Annotated in this window: 24 protein-coding genes; 4 read left to right on the top strand and 20 right to left on the bottom strand. The window is 33.2% G+C overall.

Annotated elements, in window-relative coordinates; translation table 11 throughout:
- Positions 1 to 19 precede the first annotated feature (19 nt).
- The 6 genes from AC3QL1_RS15970 to AC3QL1_RS15945 all read right to left on the bottom strand — a co-directional run bounded on the left by AC3QL1_RS15970 (position 20) and on the right by AC3QL1_RS15945 (position 6,111).
- Positions 20 to 700, bottom strand: coding sequence for a substrate-binding periplasmic protein (locus AC3QL1_RS15970; protein ID WP_492492900.1), 681 nt, complete (start codon positions 698 to 700; stop codon positions 20 to 22).
- A 243-nt stretch (positions 701 to 943) separates the two neighbouring features.
- A complete protein-coding gene (locus AC3QL1_RS15965; protein WP_492492898.1) occupies positions 944 to 2,098 on the bottom strand; it encodes a Gfo/Idh/MocA family protein in 1,155 nt (384 codons plus the stop codon).
- A 72-nt stretch (positions 2,099 to 2,170) separates the two neighbouring features.
- A complete protein-coding gene (locus AC3QL1_RS15960) occupies positions 2,171 to 2,749 on the bottom strand; it encodes a YdeI/OmpD-associated family protein (RefSeq protein ID WP_492492896.1) in 579 nt (192 codons plus the stop codon).
- 6 nt (positions 2,750 to 2,755) lie between these two features.
- Complete coding sequence (locus tag AC3QL1_RS15955) at positions 2,756 to 3,169, bottom strand: DUF1761 domain-containing protein (protein ID WP_492492894.1); 414 nt, start codon at positions 3,167 to 3,169, stop codon at positions 2,756 to 2,758.
- A 74-nt stretch (positions 3,170 to 3,243) separates the two neighbouring features.
- Positions 3,244 to 3,672 (bottom strand): GNAT family N-acetyltransferase, encoded by a 429-nt coding sequence (locus AC3QL1_RS15950; RefSeq protein WP_492492892.1) that lies wholly within the window; start codon positions 3,670 to 3,672, stop codon positions 3,244 to 3,246.
- A 99-nt stretch (positions 3,673 to 3,771) separates the two neighbouring features.
- Positions 3,772 to 6,111, bottom strand: coding sequence for a TonB-dependent receptor (locus tag AC3QL1_RS15945; protein WP_492492890.1), 2,340 nt, complete (start codon positions 6,109 to 6,111; stop codon positions 3,772 to 3,774).
- Positions 6,112 to 6,403: 292 nt separating this feature from the next.
- Between AC3QL1_RS15945 and AC3QL1_RS15940 the strand changes: the two genes are divergently transcribed.
- Both AC3QL1_RS15940 and AC3QL1_RS15935 read left to right on the top strand, forming a co-directional pair.
- A complete protein-coding gene (locus tag AC3QL1_RS15940) occupies positions 6,404 to 7,393 on the top strand; it encodes a sensor histidine kinase (RefSeq protein WP_492492889.1) in 990 nt (329 codons plus the stop codon).
- Positions 7,394 to 7,405: 12 nt separating this feature from the next.
- Positions 7,406 to 8,107 carry a LytR/AlgR family response regulator transcription factor gene (locus AC3QL1_RS15935; protein ID WP_492492887.1) on the top strand — a complete coding sequence of 234 codons (702 nt, stop codon included), beginning with the start codon at positions 7,406 to 7,408 and terminating at the stop codon, positions 8,105 to 8,107.
- A gap of 104 nt (positions 8,108 to 8,211) precedes the next feature.
- On the opposite strand, the gene AC3QL1_RS15930 is transcribed toward AC3QL1_RS15935, so the two are convergent.
- The 8 genes from AC3QL1_RS15930 to AC3QL1_RS15895 form a co-directional block, all read right to left on the bottom strand.
- A complete protein-coding gene (locus AC3QL1_RS15930; RefSeq protein ID WP_492492886.1) occupies positions 8,212 to 8,577 on the bottom strand; it encodes a hypothetical protein in 366 nt (121 codons plus the stop codon).
- A gap of 187 nt (positions 8,578 to 8,764) precedes the next feature.
- Positions 8,765 to 9,697, bottom strand: a complete 933-nt coding sequence (locus AC3QL1_RS15925) for a transglutaminase (RefSeq protein WP_492492885.1) — start codon at positions 9,695 to 9,697, stop codon at positions 8,765 to 8,767.
- Positions 9,698 to 9,715: 18 nt separating this feature from the next.
- Positions 9,716 to 10,567: a substrate-binding domain-containing protein gene (locus AC3QL1_RS15920; RefSeq protein WP_492492883.1), complete on the bottom strand. Its 852-nt coding sequence runs from the start codon at positions 10,565 to 10,567 to the stop codon at positions 9,716 to 9,718.
- Positions 10,568 to 10,634: 67 nt separating this feature from the next.
- Positions 10,635 to 11,108: a DUF4265 domain-containing protein gene (locus AC3QL1_RS15915; protein WP_492492881.1), complete on the bottom strand. Its 474-nt coding sequence runs from the start codon at positions 11,106 to 11,108 to the stop codon at positions 10,635 to 10,637.
- Positions 11,109 to 11,229: 121 nt separating this feature from the next.
- Positions 11,230 to 11,670: a DinB family protein gene (locus AC3QL1_RS15910; RefSeq protein WP_492492879.1), complete on the bottom strand. Its 441-nt coding sequence runs from the start codon at positions 11,668 to 11,670 to the stop codon at positions 11,230 to 11,232.
- Between the two features lie 36 nt (positions 11,671 to 11,706).
- Positions 11,707 to 12,576: a nucleoside phosphorylase gene (locus AC3QL1_RS15905; protein WP_492492877.1), complete on the bottom strand. Its 870-nt coding sequence runs from the start codon at positions 12,574 to 12,576 to the stop codon at positions 11,707 to 11,709.
- A 173-nt stretch (positions 12,577 to 12,749) separates the two neighbouring features.
- The gene (locus tag AC3QL1_RS15900; protein WP_492492875.1) at positions 12,750 to 13,082 is read right to left on the bottom strand and encodes a translation initiation factor; all 333 of its coding nucleotides are present in this window, start codon (positions 13,080 to 13,082) and stop codon (positions 12,750 to 12,752) included.
- 125 nt (positions 13,083 to 13,207) lie between these two features.
- On the bottom strand, positions 13,208 to 14,158 hold the full coding sequence (locus tag AC3QL1_RS15895) for an isopenicillin N synthase family dioxygenase (RefSeq protein ID WP_492492873.1): 951 nt from the start codon (positions 14,156 to 14,158) through the stop codon (positions 13,208 to 13,210).
- Positions 14,159 to 14,455: 297 nt separating this feature from the next.
- On the opposite strand from AC3QL1_RS15895, the gene AC3QL1_RS15890 reads away from it, so the two are divergent.
- Positions 14,456 to 16,432 carry an alpha-ketoacid dehydrogenase subunit alpha/beta gene (locus AC3QL1_RS15890; protein ID WP_492492872.1) on the top strand — a complete coding sequence of 659 codons (1,977 nt, stop codon included), beginning with the start codon at positions 14,456 to 14,458 and terminating at the stop codon, positions 16,430 to 16,432.
- A gap of 293 nt (positions 16,433 to 16,725) precedes the next feature.
- On the opposite strand, the gene AC3QL1_RS15885 is transcribed toward AC3QL1_RS15890, so the two are convergent.
- From AC3QL1_RS15885 to AC3QL1_RS15870, 4 genes are all read right to left on the bottom strand, one after another.
- Complete coding sequence (locus tag AC3QL1_RS15885) at positions 16,726 to 17,700, bottom strand: quinone oxidoreductase family protein (RefSeq protein ID WP_492492870.1); 975 nt, start codon at positions 17,698 to 17,700, stop codon at positions 16,726 to 16,728.
- 140 nt (positions 17,701 to 17,840) lie between these two features.
- Positions 17,841 to 18,416, bottom strand: coding sequence for a Crp/Fnr family transcriptional regulator (locus tag AC3QL1_RS15880; RefSeq protein WP_492492868.1), 576 nt, complete (start codon positions 18,414 to 18,416; stop codon positions 17,841 to 17,843).
- Positions 18,417 to 18,445: 29 nt separating this feature from the next.
- Positions 18,446 to 18,913 carry a hypothetical protein gene (locus AC3QL1_RS15875; protein WP_492492866.1) on the bottom strand — a complete coding sequence of 156 codons (468 nt, stop codon included), beginning with the start codon at positions 18,911 to 18,913 and terminating at the stop codon, positions 18,446 to 18,448.
- A gap of 8 nt (positions 18,914 to 18,921) precedes the next feature.
- On the bottom strand, positions 18,922 to 19,329 hold the full coding sequence (locus AC3QL1_RS15870) for a glyoxalase (RefSeq protein ID WP_492492864.1): 408 nt from the start codon (positions 19,327 to 19,329) through the stop codon (positions 18,922 to 18,924).
- A gap of 126 nt (positions 19,330 to 19,455) precedes the next feature.
- On the opposite strand from AC3QL1_RS15870, the gene AC3QL1_RS15865 reads away from it, so the two are divergent.
- On the top strand, positions 19,456 to 19,887 hold the full coding sequence (locus AC3QL1_RS15865) for a hypothetical protein (protein WP_492492862.1): 432 nt from the start codon (positions 19,456 to 19,458) through the stop codon (positions 19,885 to 19,887).
- 64 nt (positions 19,888 to 19,951) lie between these two features.
- Here the strand turns inward: AC3QL1_RS15865 and AC3QL1_RS15860 are convergent, their stop codons facing one another.
- The gene (locus AC3QL1_RS15860) at positions 19,952 to 21,208 is read right to left on the bottom strand and encodes a mechanosensitive ion channel family protein (RefSeq protein WP_492492860.1); all 1,257 of its coding nucleotides are present in this window, start codon (positions 21,206 to 21,208) and stop codon (positions 19,952 to 19,954) included.
- The gene (locus tag AC3QL1_RS15855) at positions 21,201 to 21,488 is read right to left on the bottom strand and encodes a DUF3817 domain-containing protein (RefSeq protein WP_492492858.1); all 288 of its coding nucleotides are present in this window, start codon (positions 21,486 to 21,488) and stop codon (positions 21,201 to 21,203) included. The genes AC3QL1_RS15860 and AC3QL1_RS15855 overlap by 8 nt, the downstream gene beginning before the upstream one ends.
- Positions 21,489 to 21,565: the final 77 nt, after the last annotated feature.

Genomic DNA, 21,565 nt, shown 5'->3' with positions numbered 1-21,565 from the left:
AAAGTTAGATTCTGAACTATCAAGGACGAAATTGATCAAACCATTTCTTTCGGTTGTTTTCTAAAAAACCATTGTTTTCGAGCATTTCAATAACACCATCAATTTGCTTTTTCAAATCATCATTATCTTTCTTCATCAATATCGCATATTGCGACTCCGAATTTGGGAGGTAATCTGAAATAACCAATTTTGGATTTTGCTGTAAAAGACCAAAAGCAATAGGAGAATCGTCGATTAAAACATCAATTTTCATTTGATTCAGGCTTTCATAAATAGCATCATTCGTATCAAATGTTTCTAATGCTGTTTCAGGATAATACTCGTGAAGGTATTTTTCGGCTTCCGTTTCAATTCTCACACCTACTTTTTTATTTTTCAATTCATTCAAAGCGAATAAATTATCTTTATTGTAAACCGTACACAAATGAAAATCCAGATACGGTTTACTAAAACTTATTTCTTTAGCTCGTTCTTCTGATATGGTTCCGGCAGAACAAATCACATCGATTTTGTCGTCTTTTAATGCTTGTATAATATCTTTCCAATATGAAACGGAATATTCTAATTTGAGCTGTAAATGTGCTGCGATTTCATTGATAAGATCAACTTCAAATCCTTTAAAATCGCCGCTTTTATAATCAGTATGTAACGGAATTGGGGCTGCAAAATCTAAACCAACTCTTAAAACTTGTTCTTTCATAGATTTGTGTTATGTGATAGATATTCAACGAGTTAATATACTAAAAATATTAAGTAAAATCTTTGAGTGTAATTTTTTTAACACATAGAAACATAGAATTATTAAACTCATAAAGGCGTTTCACTTGCATTAACAAACATAGCTATGTGTGAGAAACAAGTTTCTTTGATTTACTTTCTCCAACATCATAAAATCTATGTTTCTATGTGTTTAATTAAATTTTTATGCATTAGACCCAACAGGTTAAATAATTATTCTCTTTCCCTGTTCAGCCGCTTTATAAATGGCGTTGATTACTTTGATGTCTTTCAATCCTTCTTCGCCGGTAATATGATTGGGTAATTTTTTGTTTTCTACTAATAGTTTGCAAATTTCATCCAACTCTGTTTTCTGCTGGTTTATCACCGGAAACTTCAATTCCTTTTCAGATGTTTTGCCTACAAAAGGACCATAACTAAGCGCAGGACTTAATTCGAAAAAACCTTCATCTGCAGAAGCGTAAAAACGGTCTACATAAAAACCACAAGAAGTATTGCAATTGGCAACAGCGCCACTCGGAAATTCCATTTGCCAGCTGATGCTTTCTTCTGTTTCAGAAAATCGGTCTTTATCATTTATGGTTCCGAATTGTGCTGTAACTGCAATTGGCTCTTCACCAAGAACATAGCGAGCACTTTGTATGCAATAGATTCCCAAATCCATCAAAGGTCCGCCGCCGGATAACGCTTTTGTTAATCGCCATTCGTTACGGTCTTTCTTGTTCACTTTAATTTTAGTATTGACAGTATCGTAGGTTTTGTAACCCAAGGAAGCTTCAATAAAACGGACTTGTCCAAAAACTTTATTTTGTCCTAAACGTTTAATTTCTAAATGATAAGGTTCATAATGCAAACGATATCCAATGGCCAATTGCACATTTGCATCGTTGCAGGCTTTGATCATTTCTTCGCAATCTTTTACCGAAACCGCCATTGGTTTTTCGGTTATAACATGTTTTCCGGCTTTTGCAGCGCGAATCACAAATTCTTTATGCAAACCATTCGGAACCACAACATACACAAGATCAATGTCTTTATTGTTTATTATGGTATCAAAATTTTCATAATTATAAATATTCTTGTTTGGAATATTATATTTTGCTTTCCAGGCATCGGCTTTTGACGGAGTTCCGGTGACGATCCCGGCAAGATTGCAGTATTCAGAAACCTGAATTCCATCAGCCAGCATTCCGGCATAATTTCCTAATCCGCAAAGTGCGATATTTATCTTTTTGCCGGTATATATTTTTTCCTGATTTTCTGGCAAAGTCATAAAAGAAGGAAGCGCAGTCAATACAACCGACGCGCCAACGCCAACTCCAAATTTATTTACAAAAGAACGTCTTGAAATTTTTTCCATAAAGTTTACATTTTAGATGAAACACTTCTATATCAGTAAACTATTTTGTTAAAACGTTACATTTATATTTATTTAAAATTGTTTTGGCTTTAATTTTTGTGCGGCAAGAGTTGCAATTTCAGTGATTCTGTTTTGTCTTGTTTCCGGTCTTTTAGCGGCAACAACCCAATGCAGCATAATCTTTTTAACTGATTTACTTAAGCTCATAAAAAAATCTTTTGAGCCGGGATTGGCTTCAAATTCTTTTTCCAGATCTTCGGGAATTGTGAGTTCTTCAACTTCATCCAGAATAGTCCAGGAACCGTTTGCTTTTGCTCTTGCAATGCTTTCAAAACCTGCTTTTTGCATTAATCCGTCTTTGATCAGGCGTTCAACTTTTGCTTTATTAATTTTAGACCAGGCGCTTTTGGGTTTTCTACGCGTAAAAAACTGAATAAACATATCATCGCCAATTGATTTTCTGGTGCTGTCAATCCATCCAAAACAAAGTGCTTCATCAACGGCGTCGCTCCAGGAAATTGTGGGTTTATTGGCTTGTTTTTTATAACAAACAAGCCAAATGGATTGTTGTGAGTCATGATTTTTTTCTAACCATTCTCTCCAGTCCTTTTGGCTTTTTGGATAAAAAGTTTCTTTATCTGTTTGTTTCATTTTTATTTATTTCATTGCGATTATGATGGTGTTTGCAATTAAAATACCGGTCAAATGATACGTTCCGCTAATAATTCCGTACAAAATAGGCTTCGGAATATTGGGATTAATCGCAATATTAACGGTATTAGCGACCAAAAATCCCACGCCAATCAATAATGAAAATTCAAAACCATCTTTTAAGTTTGTAATATTTAAGGCGTAAATCAAAATGGCACTTGCCAGTGTAATGATCAAAGTACAGAGCGCCGGACCAATTATAAAGATCGGTTTATTTTCTAAAATCTCATTTTCGCGGCCCAAAGATCTTTTATACCATTTGCTAAAGAGTAAAGTAAACCATAAAGCTCCAACTAAAAAATACGCAATAAAGGCAAGTAAAACACTGATCCAGTTTAAATTAGGTAATTGACTAATCATAAAATTAATTTTTAAAAGTTTAATACTGCAAAGCTAAAGCCGCCGTATGACAACCCTATGTCAGCAGTAAAAAACTATTTTAAAAATCCGTATAAAATATATTCTCCATGATTAGAGACACCTTTTTCTATCGCAGCAAATCCTTTCCTTTCATAGAATTTTATGGCATTTTCATTCTTAACCAAACATTTTAATTTGATGGGAGAATTCATGATTTTAATGGCTTCATCAAGTAATATTGATCCAATATTCTGATGCTGGTGCTTTTCATCAATATACAAATGATGAATAAAATTATCCGGCAGCCATAGCGAAATAAATCCAACAACTTTATGATCTAAAACGGCCACCAAAACAAATTCTCCCTCAGTTTCCCGATCAAAATCACTCAGTTTATAATCCTGAATATCATCTAACCAATAAAAGGTTTTGCGGCGAACTTCAAGAAAAATCCTTTGTAAATCAGGAATATGATTTTTATTCTTTTCGAAAATCTGAATCATGTGGTTCTTTATTTATGATCACAAATTACTCTTTTTTTCAATTCAACAATTTAGAAAGGCATTAAATTACAGGTTAAATTATTTCGTCAATACATTCAATTACATTCCGTCCGGCAATCTGTCTGCATCACTTTTTTTGCGGTTAAAACGATAAATTACCGTCAGACTCAAATATCTGCCCTGAGATTTATATTCAGATTCAAGATCATAGGAATTTGTTATTGTTTTTTCTTTTGTAATTTGAGAGTTAAACAAGTTATTGACGTTTACCGTTACAGACATTTTATCTTCAAGAAAATCTCTGTTCAAACCTAGATTTGCGCTGTATTGCGGTTCTGTAAGTGTTTGTACACCCTGATTTTTTCCACGATATCTAAAACTAAATTCTCCGGAAACAATTTTAGGAAACTTAACCACAGATCTGAAATTTGACAACCAGGTTTGATCTTCAGCATTATAAGAAACATTTTCATACTGTCCCTGTTGTTTGAATTTGTAATAATTAAAATCCAGAGACAATCTCAGCCATTGCGTTGGGTTGTAGGTAGCAGAAACTTCGGCTCCGTAACGATCTTCAGAATCCAGGTTTACGGGAGTTGCAATAAAATAATTTTCATCGGTACGCTGTAAAATGTACACAAAAAAGTTAGTCGTATGTTTGTAATAAACTGACGGATTTATAGAGAATTTACCTGGTTTTGCCAATACTGTCAGCTCAAAAGAATTCGTAAACATAGGATTCAGATCCGGATTTCCGACTCTAAGATTTCTCAAATCTGAAACTCCTGAAAACGGATTCAGTTGCCAGAATCTTGGTCGGTTAATGCGTTTACTGTAACTCAGTTGCAAATCTGTTTTCTCGGTTAGATTATAAACCAAATGCACGGTTGGAAATAAATTGATGTAATTTTTAGTATTATTAAACGTGTTTTTGGTGTCTGCAATTTTAATATCCGACAATTCAGCTCTTAAACCCAGTAAATAATTAAACTTTTTAATTTTGCTGCCAAACTGAAAATAACCACTATACAGATTTTCGTCATATTTTAATTTATTGGTAAATTGTTCTTGTAAAATGTCATCCAGAATCGTGTAATAATCGCTTCGCAAAGCACGCAAATCACTTCTGATTCCCATTTCAATTTTCGAATGTTCACTTATCGGATTCACAAAATCTGATTTTATAAAAATATCATTGCTGCTTTCGATATCATTCGAGTACAAATTTGAAATTTCAGATTCAAGAGGAAATACTTTTTGTTCTGTAATGTATTGGTTTTCATTATCATTCCAGAAATCGTATTGCAGACTTGTGGTCCATTTTTTCTCTTTTTTGTCGAATGTTTTAGTAAAATTTAATTCTAATGCATTGTAATACTGCGGCTCTTTGTAGTTTTCATGTCTCGAAATAATACTGTCCGTAACATCGGCCGCATTTGCATAATTATAGTTGTAACTGGGTTTGTCTTTATTGGTGTTTTTAGAACGAAAATAACTTCCTGTCAGCGTATTTTTCTCGTTGATATAATAATCACCGCCAACATACATATTATATCCGCCGTTATTTCTTTTACTGTCATCAAACTGATTCAGCATCACGCCATTCGTTTTATTAACCTGAAATTGTTTGTTGTTCGAATAAAGATCAAAATAGCGATAACCAACATTCGCAAAAAGATTCACTTTTTCGGTTTTATAACTCACATTTGCATTCACATTATGTTTTGCCGGCGTACCAACGCTTGCCTGAAGCGAACCGTTAAAGCCTTGCATGCTGTTCTTTTTCATGATAATATTGATAATACCCGCACCGCCTTGCGCTTCATAAGCCGCAGAAGGATTTGTGATCACTTCGATTTTTTCAATATTGGCTGCTGAAATTTGCGACAAACCATTATTTGCGGTTAACATAGAAGGTTTTCCGTTTATTAAAACCGTAACGCTGTTGTTTCCTCTCAGGCTGATTACACCCGCAACATCCACATTTACAGACGGAACGTTGTTCAGAATATCATTTGCAGATCCGCCTCTTGACAAAATATCTTTTCCGACATTGAATACTTTTTTGTCCAGTTTTAATTCCACAGCCGATTTTTCTGCAAGAACATTTACTTCATTCAATTCATTGATATTTTCTTCAAGAGCAATATCTTTCACTAAATCTTTATTAAGTTGAATCGTATTGATTGTAAATGTTTTATACGACATGAATTCAACTTTTAATTCATAGGTTCCGGAGATACTTTTCAGCTGATAATTTCCTTTGGCATCTGTAGAAACTTCTTTTTTTGTTTGGGAAGAAGATAAAATAACCGTCGCGTAGGGAAGTGGCTGTTTGGTTTTTGAATCTGTAATTTTTCCTTTAATTGTAAATTCGTTTGATTGTGCTGAGGCTGCAAATCCGAAAAGCAAAATCATTAGTAATAGTAACTGTTTCATTTTTGATTGGTTTTAAATTTTCACCAAAACTCTTATTTAAATCCCTTCAAAAATTAGAAGTATGCCACAACGGCAATTATCAGCCATAAACAATCAAATATGGGCTATAAACCGTGTTCGGGCTTGTTTTTTATTTGTTTATCCCTTTTTTTTCTATGTTTGTCGACAGTATATTTCACTTTATAAATAAATAGTAACTTTGGCTCATATGACACCATTTGAAAAACTATTAAACTTCTCTACCGCTCACAGACTGAGCGCTCACCTGATTTTTTGGATCTGTATTTTTATTATGTTTTTTAGTAAAAACAGTTCCAACGATCCTCAGGAATTACGTGTGGATATATTTTATACTTTATATTATGAAATATGCTCCATGGTATCGGCTTATTTTTTAGCCTATAGAATTTTGCCCCGTTTAATGGCTCCACAAAGACATACCTGGGTTTGGATTGAATTTATTGTAATCTCGTATTTGATTTCGATAATGGCCAGAATAGTAATGATTTACATTTTGGAGCCTCTTGTACGTAAACCGCCTTTTGATCAGGAATCTCTTGTCGAAATCCTGACCGATTTACCCACTTTATTCGGATCTTATTTTTTGCATATCTTTTCGTTATCGATGTTTTTTGTTTTTATAAAATTGATAAAAGATCAATATGTTATTCAGAAAAAATCTTTACTGCTCGAAAAACAAAAAGCAGAAACGGAACTAAAGATTTTAAAAGCACAGTTAAACCCGCATTTTCTGTTTAATACGCTTAATAATATTTATTCGCTTTCGATTATAAATTCTCCAATTACCTCAAAATCAATTGCGGTTTTATCTGAAATTTTAGATTGTATTTTGTACCGATGCAGCAGTACTTATGTGCCCATTTCACAAGAAATTACCCTAATAGATAATTATATTGCGCTGGAAAAATTAAGATATGATGAACGTTTAAGTGTCGTTTTTAATCATGCTGTAGATCAAAATGGCATGATTGCACCTTTGATTTTACTTTCGCTTGTCGAAAATGCCTTTAAACATGGAGCGGGCGAGGATACAGCGTCTCCAATTATTGAAATTGATCTGAAACTTATTGAAAATCAATTTGAATTCATAATAAAAAACAGCATCAATGAATTTGATACACAAGCAGAAAGCGGGAAAATTGGATTAAACAATATCAAACAGCAACTTGATAAAATTTATCCGGATCATTATACTTTTGATATTATTAAAACCGAGAAAGATTTTACGGCTCATTTAAAAATAAACCTTGTAAACGAATAAATTAAGCTTAAAATGAAGATAAAATGTTTATTAGTCGATGATGAGCCTTTAGCGATAAGCTTATTGCAGAATCACATCAGTAAATTAGATTATTTTGAAGTGGTTGGCACTTGCCCAAATGCCTTAAAAGCTGCCGAAGTATTAAGAACTACAGCTGTAGATCTTTTATTTTTGGATATTAAAATGCCTCAAATTACAGGAATTGACTTTTTAAAGACTTTAAAAAATCCGCCGGCTGTTATTTTTACAACCGCTTATCGCGAATATGCCCTAGAAAGCTACGAACTCGACATTATCGATTATCTTTTGAAACCCATTACTTTTGATCGTTTTTTTAAAGCTACAGATCGTTATTTGAGAATTAGTGCACCTGTAAACAGCAAAGTGATTACGCCTTTGCAGGAAGATTTTATTTACATCAAAAATGGTCCGAAGTTTAATAAAATCAATGTTGAAAGCATTTTATATATCGAAAGCGTAAAAGATTATATTGTGATTCATCAAAAAGAGAATGTAAAACTGACGGCCAAATATAAAATCAGCGATATTGAAATTGAATTGCAGGATAAAAATTTCCTCCGAATTCATCGTTCTTTTATCATCAATTTGAAAAATATTACAGCCTTTACAGCGTATGATGTCGAATTTGGAAATATCGAAATCCCTATTGGCGCCAGCTATAAGGAATATGCTTTTAAGATTCTGAAAGGCTAGAAAATGAAAAAGCTTTGTCAAAGTTTTAAACTTTGACAAAGCCTGTGTTTTTAGTTTGATTTCTCCTGCGTCGAAATGACACAAATTGAGAATTATATTTTTAATTAAATTTTATCGAGTGTTATTTTCATTTCCTTACTGTCCAGAATCAGTTTATCATCAGTAATAGTACTTTCACAAGGATAGGGGGTTCCTGTTTCATCTTTAATAACTAACTTTTTCCCACCATTTGTTAGCGCATAAGTGCCATCTGTTATTTCTCTCTGCAGAAATCCGGTTACATGCCCGTCTTTTGTAAAAGTTAGAGTTCCATTAGCTAAAATTTCATTTTTTAAAGAATCAGAAATTGGTGTTTTTGCTTCGACCGAAGTAATTTTCCAGGAACTTACCAATTTGTTTCGCCCTTTGCATGAAATGATTAATACAGCTAATAATGCAATCCCAAAGATAAATAAGTTAGATTTTTTCATGATTTTGTGATTAAAGTTAGACAACAGAAAATTACAAAAATATTTTCAATTAAAAATCTAAAAATCAAATATTTATAAAAACAAATAAAGATTAGCCTTACAATTAATGGATTTAATAATCTACAAAAGCAAGTAAAGAGGAAGTAAGTAAAAGCTCAGAACCTTAGCAACTTAGCATCTTAGAACCTTAATTAAGCGTTAACGCCCCCAAAATCTCCTCATACATAAAAGGTCCGCCGGGATATTTGGCCGTATAATCAAGATTTAGCCAAACCTGACCGCGTTCATCAATATGATAATGCAGTTTTTGTTTGTAGCTTTCTTTAGGGAAAAGCACATTTTTTACCAAATAATTGACCTTTTCTAAGTCAATTAAGGAACCAATTAAAATTTCAGGGTAAATATGTCCTTTGGTATGAATTAATCTGGGTGTTCCGCCAATTGATCGAATCGCAGCCGCCATTAAAATCGAATGATCATCACAATCGCCAGAAAAATATTCTAATGATTCGCTGGCTGTAGCAATATAATCACCTTCTTTTGGGTCATTAACATAATTCCATCGGCTGTTGATTTCTTTAAAAACAGCAAAACACTGAATTGTTGTTCTGTAATCAGAATAACCTCTAATACCTTTAAAATGCTTTGTCGTCGCCATAATCGCAAAACTTCTAACTTTGGGATTCTGATATTCGATAGCGCTAAGAATCAACGATTTGTTTGGAAACGGAAGCAATTTTGCCACAATAATATCCTGCGGATACGGATTGTCTGACATCGTATAAATCATGGAATTATAATCTTCGGAAATCTCGTTGAAACCATAATTTCCTATTACAGATCCGTAAACTAAAACCAATAAGTAAACTGCAATACAAACAATAATGATCGTTCGTAAAAGCATTAAAAGAAAAAAAACAGCGGCAAAAAGAAACAAAAAGATAAAAACGCGGTCTAAATTAAAAGACCATTCTAAATCGATAAGGTTTTGATGCAGAATGATAAAAATCGGAATCGTTATTAAAAGACTCAAAACGCTAATAATGATCCTGTCCCAGGGTGATTTTACCTGTAATCGGGATTTTAATTGCGGAAAGTCAATTTTAGGGATTTTTATCATAAGAATCAAAAGTACTATTTACAGCGCTTTTACAGTTTCAACAAAAGTACTTTTTTTATCAATAATTCCCAGATCAAATAATTGATTTTGAATTTTATCGAATGCTTTTTCATTTAAATGTTTTTGAGACCATTGCGTCAGTTTTAGCCATTCCTGAATGTCTTCCAGTTTTTGGTTAAAAAGATCGGCCAGTGTTTTGTCAATGTCCGGAATCTGAGCAAAATCATGCGTGGTTTTGTTGATGATTTCGAGGATTTTTTCGACAGCTTTTGGATTTTTCTTCAAAAATTCATCACGAACCGTAATCACAAAAGAAGGCCATGGAGTAGGGCAATCGCCAACACGTCTGAAGATTCCCTGATCGACAAGAGGTTTTGTCATGAAATGCTCCCACATAAAATAATCGGCAGTTCCGTTTGTCAATGCTTCAACGGCGCCATCAATAGTATTTACGATCTCAAACTTCAGATTATCAGTTTCCCAACCCTGATTGTTTGCATTTACATAAGCCATTAATTGCGATCCTGAACCGAGTCTGGAAATTGCTACTTTTTTATCTTTAAGATCATTTATAGTATGAAAATCAGATTTTGCGCCAACGTGAATTCCCCAAATTAAAGGTGATTGCACATAAATCTGAACAATTTTGCTTGGATTTCCTGCAATAATATCTTTTACAATTCCTTCTGTCAAAATAACCGCGATATCGGCTTCACCGTCACGAAGCATCTGGCACATTTTTCCGGTTCCTTCCGGAATATTGGTCCATTTCAAATCAATGTTTTCAGCTTCAAATTCGCCATTTTCGATGCATATACGCCATGGCAAATTGAAGTGTTCAGGAACACCCACAATTTTTACAGTTTTCATTAGTTTAAGTTTAAGTTAAGTTGTTTGTTTGGTATGCGTATTATAAGTTTGTTTGTCTTTTTTAAGCTTAATTTTTCAATAAATCTGCCCTGTGTTTTTCTGATAGACAAGGTTCTGCAAAATCAATTATAGCATCAGCCACATATTCTTCTAAAATATTTTTTACCAGAGCATAATCGACTTCTTTCAGAACTTCAACAGCAAACAAAGTTTCGTTAAGACCTTCTGAATTGCAATTTATCGCTTTTAATTTTTCTCTGATTATCTCTTTGTCAAAACCTTTTTCTAAAATTACCACCTGAAGAATAGAATTCCCAAAGCTTTCTATTGTTTTTCTATAAACCAGACGTTCTTCTTCTTCGTCATATTCAGCAAAGAAAATATCATCTGTAGCAATCAAAGGCCCAAAAAACGGAATATTATCTAACTTAAAATACCCTTTCTCTAAATCGATAATTTCTGCCCACATGGTTTCTACTACAGTGTCTTCCAGTAAGTCACTATAATATCTGAATAATATTTTTTTATGTGTTTCTGCCATTCCTTTAATATTGTAATCGTTTAAAATTAGAAAATGTGTCAATTAGAGAATGAGATAATTTATGTAAATTAATTCAAAATCTAAGCATTATCTAATTTTCTAATTAAGAATTATCTAATTTCTAATTCTTAATTTGCTTAATATGATGTTCTAAATGATCAACATAATCTGTCATTAAAAACCTTAAATCGATTTCAGATGCATCACTTAGAATAATTTTATAATCTAAAGCCTTTTCATCCACAGATTTCATGATTCTGATAATCTGGCTATTGATAGAAAACCAAAGCTGCGTCAAATCTTTAATATCCATTGTTTGATATTGATTTAAATTTACTAAATCTATTTGATTATATGGTCTGTGGCGATAAGGTTTTTCGAGATAATTAATTTCTGTAAAACGAACCAGATTGTGAACTGCTGAATCAACCAAATGGCCTAAAATTTCTTTTTTAGACCATTTGCCCGGCTTTCTTTCTTCTAAAATAACAGAATCTATTGTTGGAAAATAAGAAGCATTTTCAGCCAGTATTTTTTCAAATTTAAGAATTGCGTCCTGCATAAAATTATCTAATTTTCTAATTAACAAATTATCTAATTATTTCCCAGCCAACTTATTCAGCGTATACGTAATCAACTCATCAACTGCTCTATACGGATCTTCGCTAAAAGTTCCCGATGCACGATTGGCAATAATAGCATTTAATGATAATGCGTTATGTCCCAAAAGAGCCGAAAGCCCGTAAATTGCTGCTGTTTCCATTTCTAAATTCGTGATTCGGTTATCATTAAAGGTAAAATTATCCATTTTATTGTTTAATTCTTCATCCTGAATATTCAAACGCAAAACACGTCCTTGTGGTCCGTAAAAACCTCCGGCAGTAGCGGTAATTCCTTTAAAAATTTTATCAGATTCAATAATTTTTTCCAAAGTTTCTGAGCATGGAATAGCATAAGGTCTTCCTTTTCGGATATCCCAATTGGTGTGCGTTACAAAAGCATCTTCAATCGCCGGATTTGAAACTTCGTCAATTAAATAGGAGCGAAGCATATTGTCTAATCCAAGTCCGTATTTAGACATTACAAAACTATCTACCGGAATATCAGCCTGTAAAGAACCCGAAGTTCCAATTCTGATGATATTCAACGAAGTCAGATTTTCTTTTGGTAAACGCGTTTTTAAGTCGATATTCACCAAAGCGTCTAATTCGTTTAAAACAATATCGATATTATCAGGGCCAATTCCCGTTGACATTACCGAAATTCGTTTTCCTTTATAAATCCCCGTCTGTGTTTTAAATTCTCTTTTTTGAGTCGAATATTCAATAAAATCAAAAAACTGAGTTATTTTCTCGACTCTGTTTTGGTCTCCAACAAAAATTATATCGTGTGCAATATGTTCAGGAAGAAGGTTTAAGTGGTAAACACTTCCGTCTGGGTTTAGTATTAATTCTGAGTTTTTTATCATTTTTTTTAAGGTGCTAAGGTTCTGAGGTGAAGGTGCAAAGTTTTTTTAACCGCAAAGTGCGCTAAGATTTACGCAAAGATCGCAAAGTTAAATAAATACAAAGTTTTGTTCTTTGTGGTTAGATATTACGGATCAAAACAATCTAAAATCTAAAATCACAAATCTAAATTTTTTCAGCCCCCAACTCGTTTTGTTTTAAATCCTTTTTCTTTTAAAATCGCCATAATCTTGTCGCGATAATCGCCCTGAATGATGATGGAAGCATCTTTAAAAGTTCCGCCAACACTTAATTTAGTTTTAATTTCTTTGGCAAGAACTTTAAAATCTTCGTCAGATCCTTCATAACCTTCAATTATGGTCGTAGCTTTTCCTTTTCGTTTTTCAAATTTGCAAATCATCGGTTCTTTCTGAATATAAAGCACATGTTCCTGTTCCTGAACTTCTTCTGGTTCGTTTGATTCGACGTGATCCGGAAATAAATTTTTTAATTGATCTTGTAAGTCCATAAATTTTTTATGCTAAAAAATAAATTACAATAGTTGTGGTTTTTAAAAATCAAATTCCAAATCCCAATTGATAGTTTGGAATTTGGAATTTTAATCCCGAGGCTTCGGGAGGAATTTATTTACGTTTATTTTTTAATTAAACCTAAGTCTACTAAACGTTCGTATAAATAATCTCCTGCTGTAATATCTTCGAATTTTTTAGGATTCTCGGCATCAATACAATTTTCTAAACAATCCAGGCGCATATCGCTTACCGGATGCATAAAAAACGGAACAGAATAACGAGAAGTTCCCCATAATTCTCTTGGCGGGTTAACTACCTGATGTATAGTCGATTTTAATTTGTTATTTGTATGTCTTGACAACATATCACCCACGTTAATTACCAATTCATCATCTTCGGCAATGGCGTCAATCCATTCACCATCATGATTTTGAACCTGTAAACCTTTTCCCTGCGCGCCCATTAAAAGCGTGATCAGGTTAATATCTCCGTGAGCAGCGGCGCGAATCGCGTTTTCAGGCTCAGAAGTAATTGGAGGATAATGTATTGGTCTTAAAATAGAGTTTCCTTCTTTTGCATACTGATCAAAATAAAACTCATCCAAACCTAAATGCAAAGCAAGGGCTCTTAATACATAAATACCTGTTTTTTCAAGCATTTGGTACGCTTCTTTACCAACGGCATTAAAGCGTGGCAACTCTTTAACTTCAACATTTTCAGGGTATTCTGAAGCGTATTTTGAATCTTTGTCAACATACTGTCCAAAATGCCAAAACTCTTTTAAATCTCCCTCTTTACGTCCTTTAGCATGTTCTTTTCCAAAAGAAACATAACCTCTTTGACCGCCAATTCCGGGAATTTCATAATTATGCTTAGTTTCTACTGGCAAAGCGAAAAATTTTCTAATCTCGCCATAAAGTTCGTCTACCAACTGATCATCAAGAAAATGACCTTTTAGGGCTACGAAGCCAATGTTTTCAAATGCACTGCCGATTTCATTTACAAATTTTTGTTTACGTTTCGGGTCGTCCGAAAGGAAATCACGTAAGTCTACACTAGGAATGTTTTGCATACTTTACATTTTTTATTAAAAAGAATAAGAATTGGTAAATCCTTACAATAACAAAGGTATATAATATTTTAGTTTTGAATTTTAAAAATTAATTAAAAAATGAATTTAAACGCAATAATTTAACCTAATTAAATGATTTATCAAATTGATTAATTATTCTATTAAAAAGTTTTTATTCATTGCAATTTCACTTACATTTAGCACGCTTAAATTCATGAACTCACATGTTATTTATTTAACAAATATCATTAAAATTGTTATATTTTTATATATTTGAAACCAAAAAAAATAAACCAAATGATCTTTTACAGACAAAACCTAACAGATACTCAATTATTAGATTTATATAAAAAAATACTCAAACCGCGTTTAGTAGAAGAAAAAATGCTGATCCTGATTCGTCAGGGAAAAGTATCAAAATGGTTTTCAGGAATAGGTCAGGAAGCTATTTCTGTGGGAATTACGGCTGCATTGGATGAAACAGAATATGTTTTGCCAATGCACAGAAATCTTGGTGTTTTTACTACGAGAAATATTCCGTTGCACCGCCTTTTTTCGCAATGGCAGGGAAAAGCAAATGGTTTTACAAAAGGACGCGATCGCAGTTTTCATTTTGGAACGCAGGAATATAATATTGTTGGAATGATTTCGCATCTGGGTCCGCAATTAGGAATCGCAGACGGAATTGCGCTGGCAGATAAACTTCAGAAAAACAAAAAAGTTACAGCCGTTTTTACCGGTGAAGGCGCCACGAGCGAAGGTGATTTTCATGAAGCCCTAAATATTGCCGCAGTTTGGAAATTACCTGTAATGTTTGTAATCGAAAACAACGGCTACGGACTTTCAACACCAACAAACGAACAATATTTATGCGAAAACCTTGCCGATAAAGGCGTAGGTTATGGCATGGAAAGTTATATTATTGATGGAAACAATATCCTCGAAGTCTACCATAAAATATTACAGCTAAAAGCACACATGCAGGAAGATCCACATCCGGTTTTACTGGAATTTAAGACTTTTAGAATGCGTGGTCATGAAGAGGCGAGTGGTACAAAATATGTTCCCGAAGAAATTATGAAGGAATGGGCAGCAAAAGATCCTGTTGATAATTACAGAATGTTTTTGCTGAAAGAAGGCGTTCTTACGGAAGAATATGACGAAACCTTAAGAGCCGAAATTAAACAGGAAATCGACGAACATTTAGCCATTGCAAATGCTGAACCGGAAATTGTTCCTACTTACAGCGGAGAATTAGATGATGTATATGCACCATTTGAATATAAGGAAGTTGAGTCAAAATCTGAAACCAGAAATATTCGTTTTATTGACGCCATCAGAAGCAGTCTTGAACAATCATTGCAACAGCATTATCATCTTATTTTAATGGGTCAGGATATTGCAGAATATGGCGGAGCTTTTAAAATTACGGAAGGTTTTGTTGATCTTTTTGGAAAAGACCGTATTCGAAATACGCCAATTTGTGAAAGCGCGGTGGTTTCTGCCGGAATGGGTTTATCCATAAATGGTTATAAAGCGGTTGTCGAAATGCAATTTGCTGATTTTGTTTCAACCGGTTTTAATCCAATTGTAAATTTACTGGCAAAATCTCATTATCGCTGGGGCGAAAAAGCTGATGTTGTGGTTCGTATGCCTTGCGGCGGCGGAACTCAGGCGGGACCTTTTCACTCGCAGACAAACGAAGCCTGGTTTACTAAAACTCCGGGTTTAAAAGTGGTTTATCCGGCTTTTCCGTATGATGCAAAAGGATTATTGAATACTTCAATCAACGACCCGAATCCGGTTTTGTTTTTTGAGCATAAACAATTATACAGAAGTGTTTATCAGGATGTTCCGATAGATTATTATACAATTCCGTTAGGAAAAGCAGCTTTGTTAAAAGAAGGAAAATCAGTTACGATTATTGCTTTTGGAGCACCGGTTCACTGGGCTTTGGAAACCTTAGCCAATAATCCTGAAATAGAAGCTGATTTAATCGATTTAAGAACTCTACAGCCTTTGGATACCGAAACTATTTTTACATCGGTTAAAAAAACCGGAAAAGTAATTATATATCAGGAAGATACTTTGTTTGGCGGAATTGCAAGCGATATTTCTGCCATGATTATGGAAGAATGTTTCGAATATTTGGATGCTCCGGTAAAAAGAGTCGCAAGTTTAGATTCGCCAATTCCGTTTACAAAAGCCCTTGAAGATCAGTTTTTACCTAAAAATCGTTTTGAAGAAGTTCTTTTGGAGCTGCTGAGATATTAAATATAAGCTTCTAAGTTACTGAGGCGCTTAGTTGCTAAGATTTTGAATGTATGTTTTTAGAGAAAAACTTATAAACTTAAAATCTTAGCAACTTTTAATTTAAACACATAGAAACATAGATTCAAAAACTCCATAAAGGCGTTTCACTTATTTTAAAAAAACATAGCTATATGTTAGAAACTAGTTTCTTTTTGTATTCTTTCGACAAAATATAAAATCTATGTTTCTATGTGTTTAAAATTAAGTTTCTATAGAAAAACTTAGAATCTTAGAATCTCAGAACCTTAGCAACTTCAATCAAAAACAACCACCAACCTTTTTCCATCTGAAACTTCTGCATTCCACATTTTTTCAATATCAACGATACTCACTTCTTCGATATTGACTTTTAATTTGTTTTGAGAAGCTAAAAGAAACATTTCCGGAAGAATTTCTGAAAACAATAATTTGACTTCTTCTTTTGTCCAGCTGCCTAAACCTGAACCGGATAATTGCAGATTTACGCTTCTTAAAATCCCTGAGGAAAGAGAAATTGTATCACCTGCCATTCCGCCAATTGTTACATATCTGACCTTATTGGTAAAAGAACCATTTCCTTTTAAAACCGAGAGAATTAATTCTGCAGGATGTCCCCACAAATAATCCAGAATAATATCTATTGGTGTATTGGAGTGAATTTCTTTTAATTGCGAAATAAAATCTTCATCATTTTGCTTTAGCGAAATCACTTCGTCAGCACCTAATACTAAAAGACTTTGAAGTGTTTTTTCATTTCTTCCGGTCACGATAATTTTCTTCGCACCATAATGTTTTGCAATCTGAATCGCGATTTGACCCGTAAAACCTGTTGCGCCGTTTATCAAGACCGTTTCTCCTGGTTTTATTCCGGCTCTAAATTTCAAAGCCATCGCTGAACCTGCAACTGCATTAGGTAAAGAAGCTGCCACGGCATTACTAATTCCGTCCGGAAGTGGTACAAAAATATTTTTATCGATAAGTGCTTTTTCTGCCATTGTCCCACTGATTCCGCGGGCATAAACTCTGGTTTCGTCTTCTAATAAGCCTATTCCATCACTTCCCACTACAAAACCATTTGGACTATCATTTTCAGAAGAATAATGTGCTCCGCTCGCTTTTCCTTTATCAAGATTGGTAATCGCAACGGCTTTTACCGACATTACAATTTGGTTTTCGTTTTGTGCAATTGGTGCTGCAAAATCTGCATATTTTGGCATTTCGCCTTTTTTATAAACTACTGCTGCTTTCATAATTATTAATTTTATGATGCAAAGTTAGAGACCAGTTTATGGGACGACGATAACATTTGTTATCAAATGCTTTTTTTTCACCATATTAGTTATATAAGAAATTATAAGTCAAAGCTTAAATCACTTATACGGTGAAATGATTATTTGTTTTGTAATAATTTACTTTTTATCCGGCTTAAATGAACAGTAGTTACACCAAGATAGGAAGCAATATAATGTTGTGGAACACGTTGAATTACGTGAGGTCTTTCTTCAATTAAATTAAGATAACGCTGAGTAGGTGAGTCTTTTATAAATGAAACGAAATATTTCATATAATCGAATGTTCGTTGAAAAAGCATATCGATTAAACGATCTCTCAATTCTGGAATTTCCTTAATTTCTTCCAGAATTTTATCCATATCTTTTTTAGAAATCCACCAAATTACAGAAGGTTCGATGGTTTCTATAAACACCGGACTTGGGATTTTTTTCATAAAACTTTCGATGGAAGCCACACTTTGATTTTCGAAGAAAAACTGCGTCGTAAGATCTTTTCCGCTGTTATTAAACCAAACTCTGATGCAGCCTTTTTCAATGATAAAAAGCTTTTTTGAAATTTCTCCTTCTTCTAAAAGAGTTGTTTTTGCAGGAACTTCAATACGATTGAAATGGTTAGTGTATTCGATCCATTTTTCATCGGTTAAGGGAAATTTATTTCGGAATTGTTTAAACATTTATTTATTCTAGAATTTTGCATTATTTTCTAATCGGAATTATTTCCTGCCCTAATAGCCAAAATATGAAAAATTACCGGATTTAGAAACTCTAGATTTTCATCATTTATATTTAATGACATCTTCGGTTTAGAAATCCATGATTTCTGTTTTAATTGAGAAATTTTGACTTCTTTAAAATAGTAGGAAAAATTTCCCTGAATCGAAATAAAATAATCTTGTTTTGTATATAATCTATTATCACAACCAAAGATTATTCTTGTATCTGTTATTTCAGAAATATTATCTGTTACCAATTCATTCTGGAATAAAATTTTATAATAAGTATTTATAAAAGTCATTTTATATTCTACCTCTAAAAGTAAAATATCATTCTGATTATAAATCGATATAATTCTGTTATTCCAGTTGAATTTTATCTTCGAATAAAATAAAAGTTCATCATTATTATAAACAAACAAACTTTGCTTTTTATCTTGAATAATTTTTATTTTCATTTAGAAAACTAATTCGAATTAGACTCCAACTCAAACAACTGTACCTGGCTTTTCAAACGATCAATCAATAAATTCATCATTCGTTTGTTCAGGCTGGAAGAATTTTGGATGTACGTATCGTATTCTTCAATGGTAAAAAGTGCCATTACAATCCCTTTTAATGAATTTCGAAACTTAATATCTTTTTGAATGGAATTTTCGATTGTCTGTAATTTCTTTTCGACTGAGTACGAATAAAAATCGGCTTTGTTTTTCTTTACATAGTTGATAAAAACCGCTACGAACAAATCATTTTGGAGTTTTAAAATAGGCCTAATAGTCTGATTTTGAAATAACTCATCTGGTGAAGATTGAGCACTTACAGTTCCTAAAGTTTCGCCTCTGAATTCTTTTAAAAAAGTGTCTCTATCTGCCATGTTTTTTATTTAAATTTAGGAAAAATTACAATGCAAAATTAATTTTACCGCATAAGTTATATAAGAAAATTTAAGTTTTAATTTTAAATGACTTATAGCAAGTTATACGGTTCAAAAAAGAAATCAATGAATCTAAAATCTTTACTGTTTCTGTGTTTAATTATAAGTGTAATGATTTCCTGTAATTCCAAAGAAGACAAAAGCAAATACAATCATGTTGTCTACAAGGCTGTAAAAGGAAAAGATACTGCGGTTTTAACAATCGACATCAACGACAAACGTTTTTATGGACGTTATGAAATATCGTATTACAAAATTGGCAAAGATTCCGGAGATGTAAGGGGAGATATTAAAGGTGACACTTTGAGAGGCGATTTTCATTATATCTCTAACGGAGGAAGCTGGAAAAGAGTTCCTTTAGCCTTACTTAAAAAAGAAAATAAACTGTTTTTAGGAAATGGCGTTATTGGAACTTATTTTAATCTCCCGTGTTTTATTGATGGAACATTAAGTTATAAAGATCCAAAATTTGTTTTTGAAGAAGTGAAGAAGGAATAGTTTTCAGTCGCAGTCACAGTCTCAGTTTTCAGTTGAACTGAGACTGAAAACTGAGACTGAAAACTTAATTCAACGGCCCTATTGTCGACGGTAATTCAAAAATTTCCAGATCAAAATAAATAACCGAAGCCATAACGTGATCAAAAATATCAGACATTATATATTCATAATTTGCCCAGCGTTTGTCACTCGAAAAAGCATAAATCTCTAACGGAACTCCGTATTGACTCGATTGCAGCTGGCGGCACATGATATGCATGTCTTTATTTAATCCGGGATGCGTTACCAAATACTGCATAATATATTTTCGGAACAAACCTAAATTGGTCATGTTTCGCCCGTTTAATGATAATGATTTATCAATGCCCTGCAAAATGTTGTATTTCTCAATCTCCGCTTGTCTGGTTTCAATGTAAGACGAAATAAGCTGTACTTTTTTCATGTGATTTAAATCATCATTATTCAGAAAACGAATACTGCTGCTTTTAATCAGAATATGTCTTTTAATACGTCTTCCGTCTGATTTTTGCATACCGCGCCAGTTCTGGAACGAGTCTGAACTCAGCGCATAGGTTGGAATCGTAGTGATGGTATTATCGAAATTTCGAACTTTTACGGTCGTTAAATTAATTTCGATAACATCTCCATCAGCTCCAAATTTATCCATTGTAATCCAGTCGCCAATGCGCACCATATCGTTTATGGCAACCTGAACACTCGAAACAAATCCTAAAATTGTATCTCTGAAAATCAAGATAATAATTGCCGAAAGTGTTCCTAAAATAGTCAGCAATTCGCCTTTCTTGATTCCGAACAAAGTCGAAATAATAAGTGCGACACCAAAAATCCAGAGCACAATCATAATTACCTGAACGAAACTATCAATAGGTTTGTCGCTGTATTCCGGTTTTTGTTTTAAATAATCTCTAAGGGAATTAAATATGGTTCTGATAATCCATAGTGTGATCAAAACAATATAAACGCCTACGATTTTTCCAAAAAGACCTTCCCAATATTCGTATTTATCTAAAATGATGGGAACAGCTTTATAAATAAAGAAAAACGGAATTAAATAAGCGGTGTATTTTGTGGTTTTATTGTGAACTAAATAGTCATCAAATTTGGTTTTGGTGCGCTGCGCAAAAATTGCCGTCATCGTAACCAAAACAAATTTGGCAACATAATAAATAGCATACGCCAAAGCCACCATAATGGCAATATTAAAGACAAGGCTAATGTAAGACGCAAAATTGCGGCTCATTCCCCAATCTCGGAAAAGCGGATATAAAAAGTTAAATATTTTGTCCAAAGGCTTAAGCATTTTTCTCTAAATATTTTTTCTCAATATAGAAAGTTCCAAACGGAATAAGAGAAGCAATAAGTATGATTGCAAAAGTTTTTAAATCCCAGTTTTGAGATTTTTTAAGTAAAAATGCCAGAACGATATATCCAATAAATAATACGCCATGCGTCATTCCTAAAGGTCGTAAAATGGTATGATAAAGTTCAGGATTGTTTGTTTTGATAATAAGCATATTGGCGAATAAAACTAAATAAGAGATTCCTTCCAGAATTGCGGTAACCTTAAAAATCTTGAGCATATAGTTGGTTTTTTAATTTAAACGGGTAAAATTAAGTATTATGGTTGATTTTAGAGTATGAATCGCAAAAGTAATTT

This window comes from Flavobacterium sp. GW823-FHT04A11, assembly GCF_058796535.1.
The sequence above is the reverse complement of the archived record's forward strand: the minus strand, read 5'-3'. Positions and strand labels throughout refer to the sequence as shown.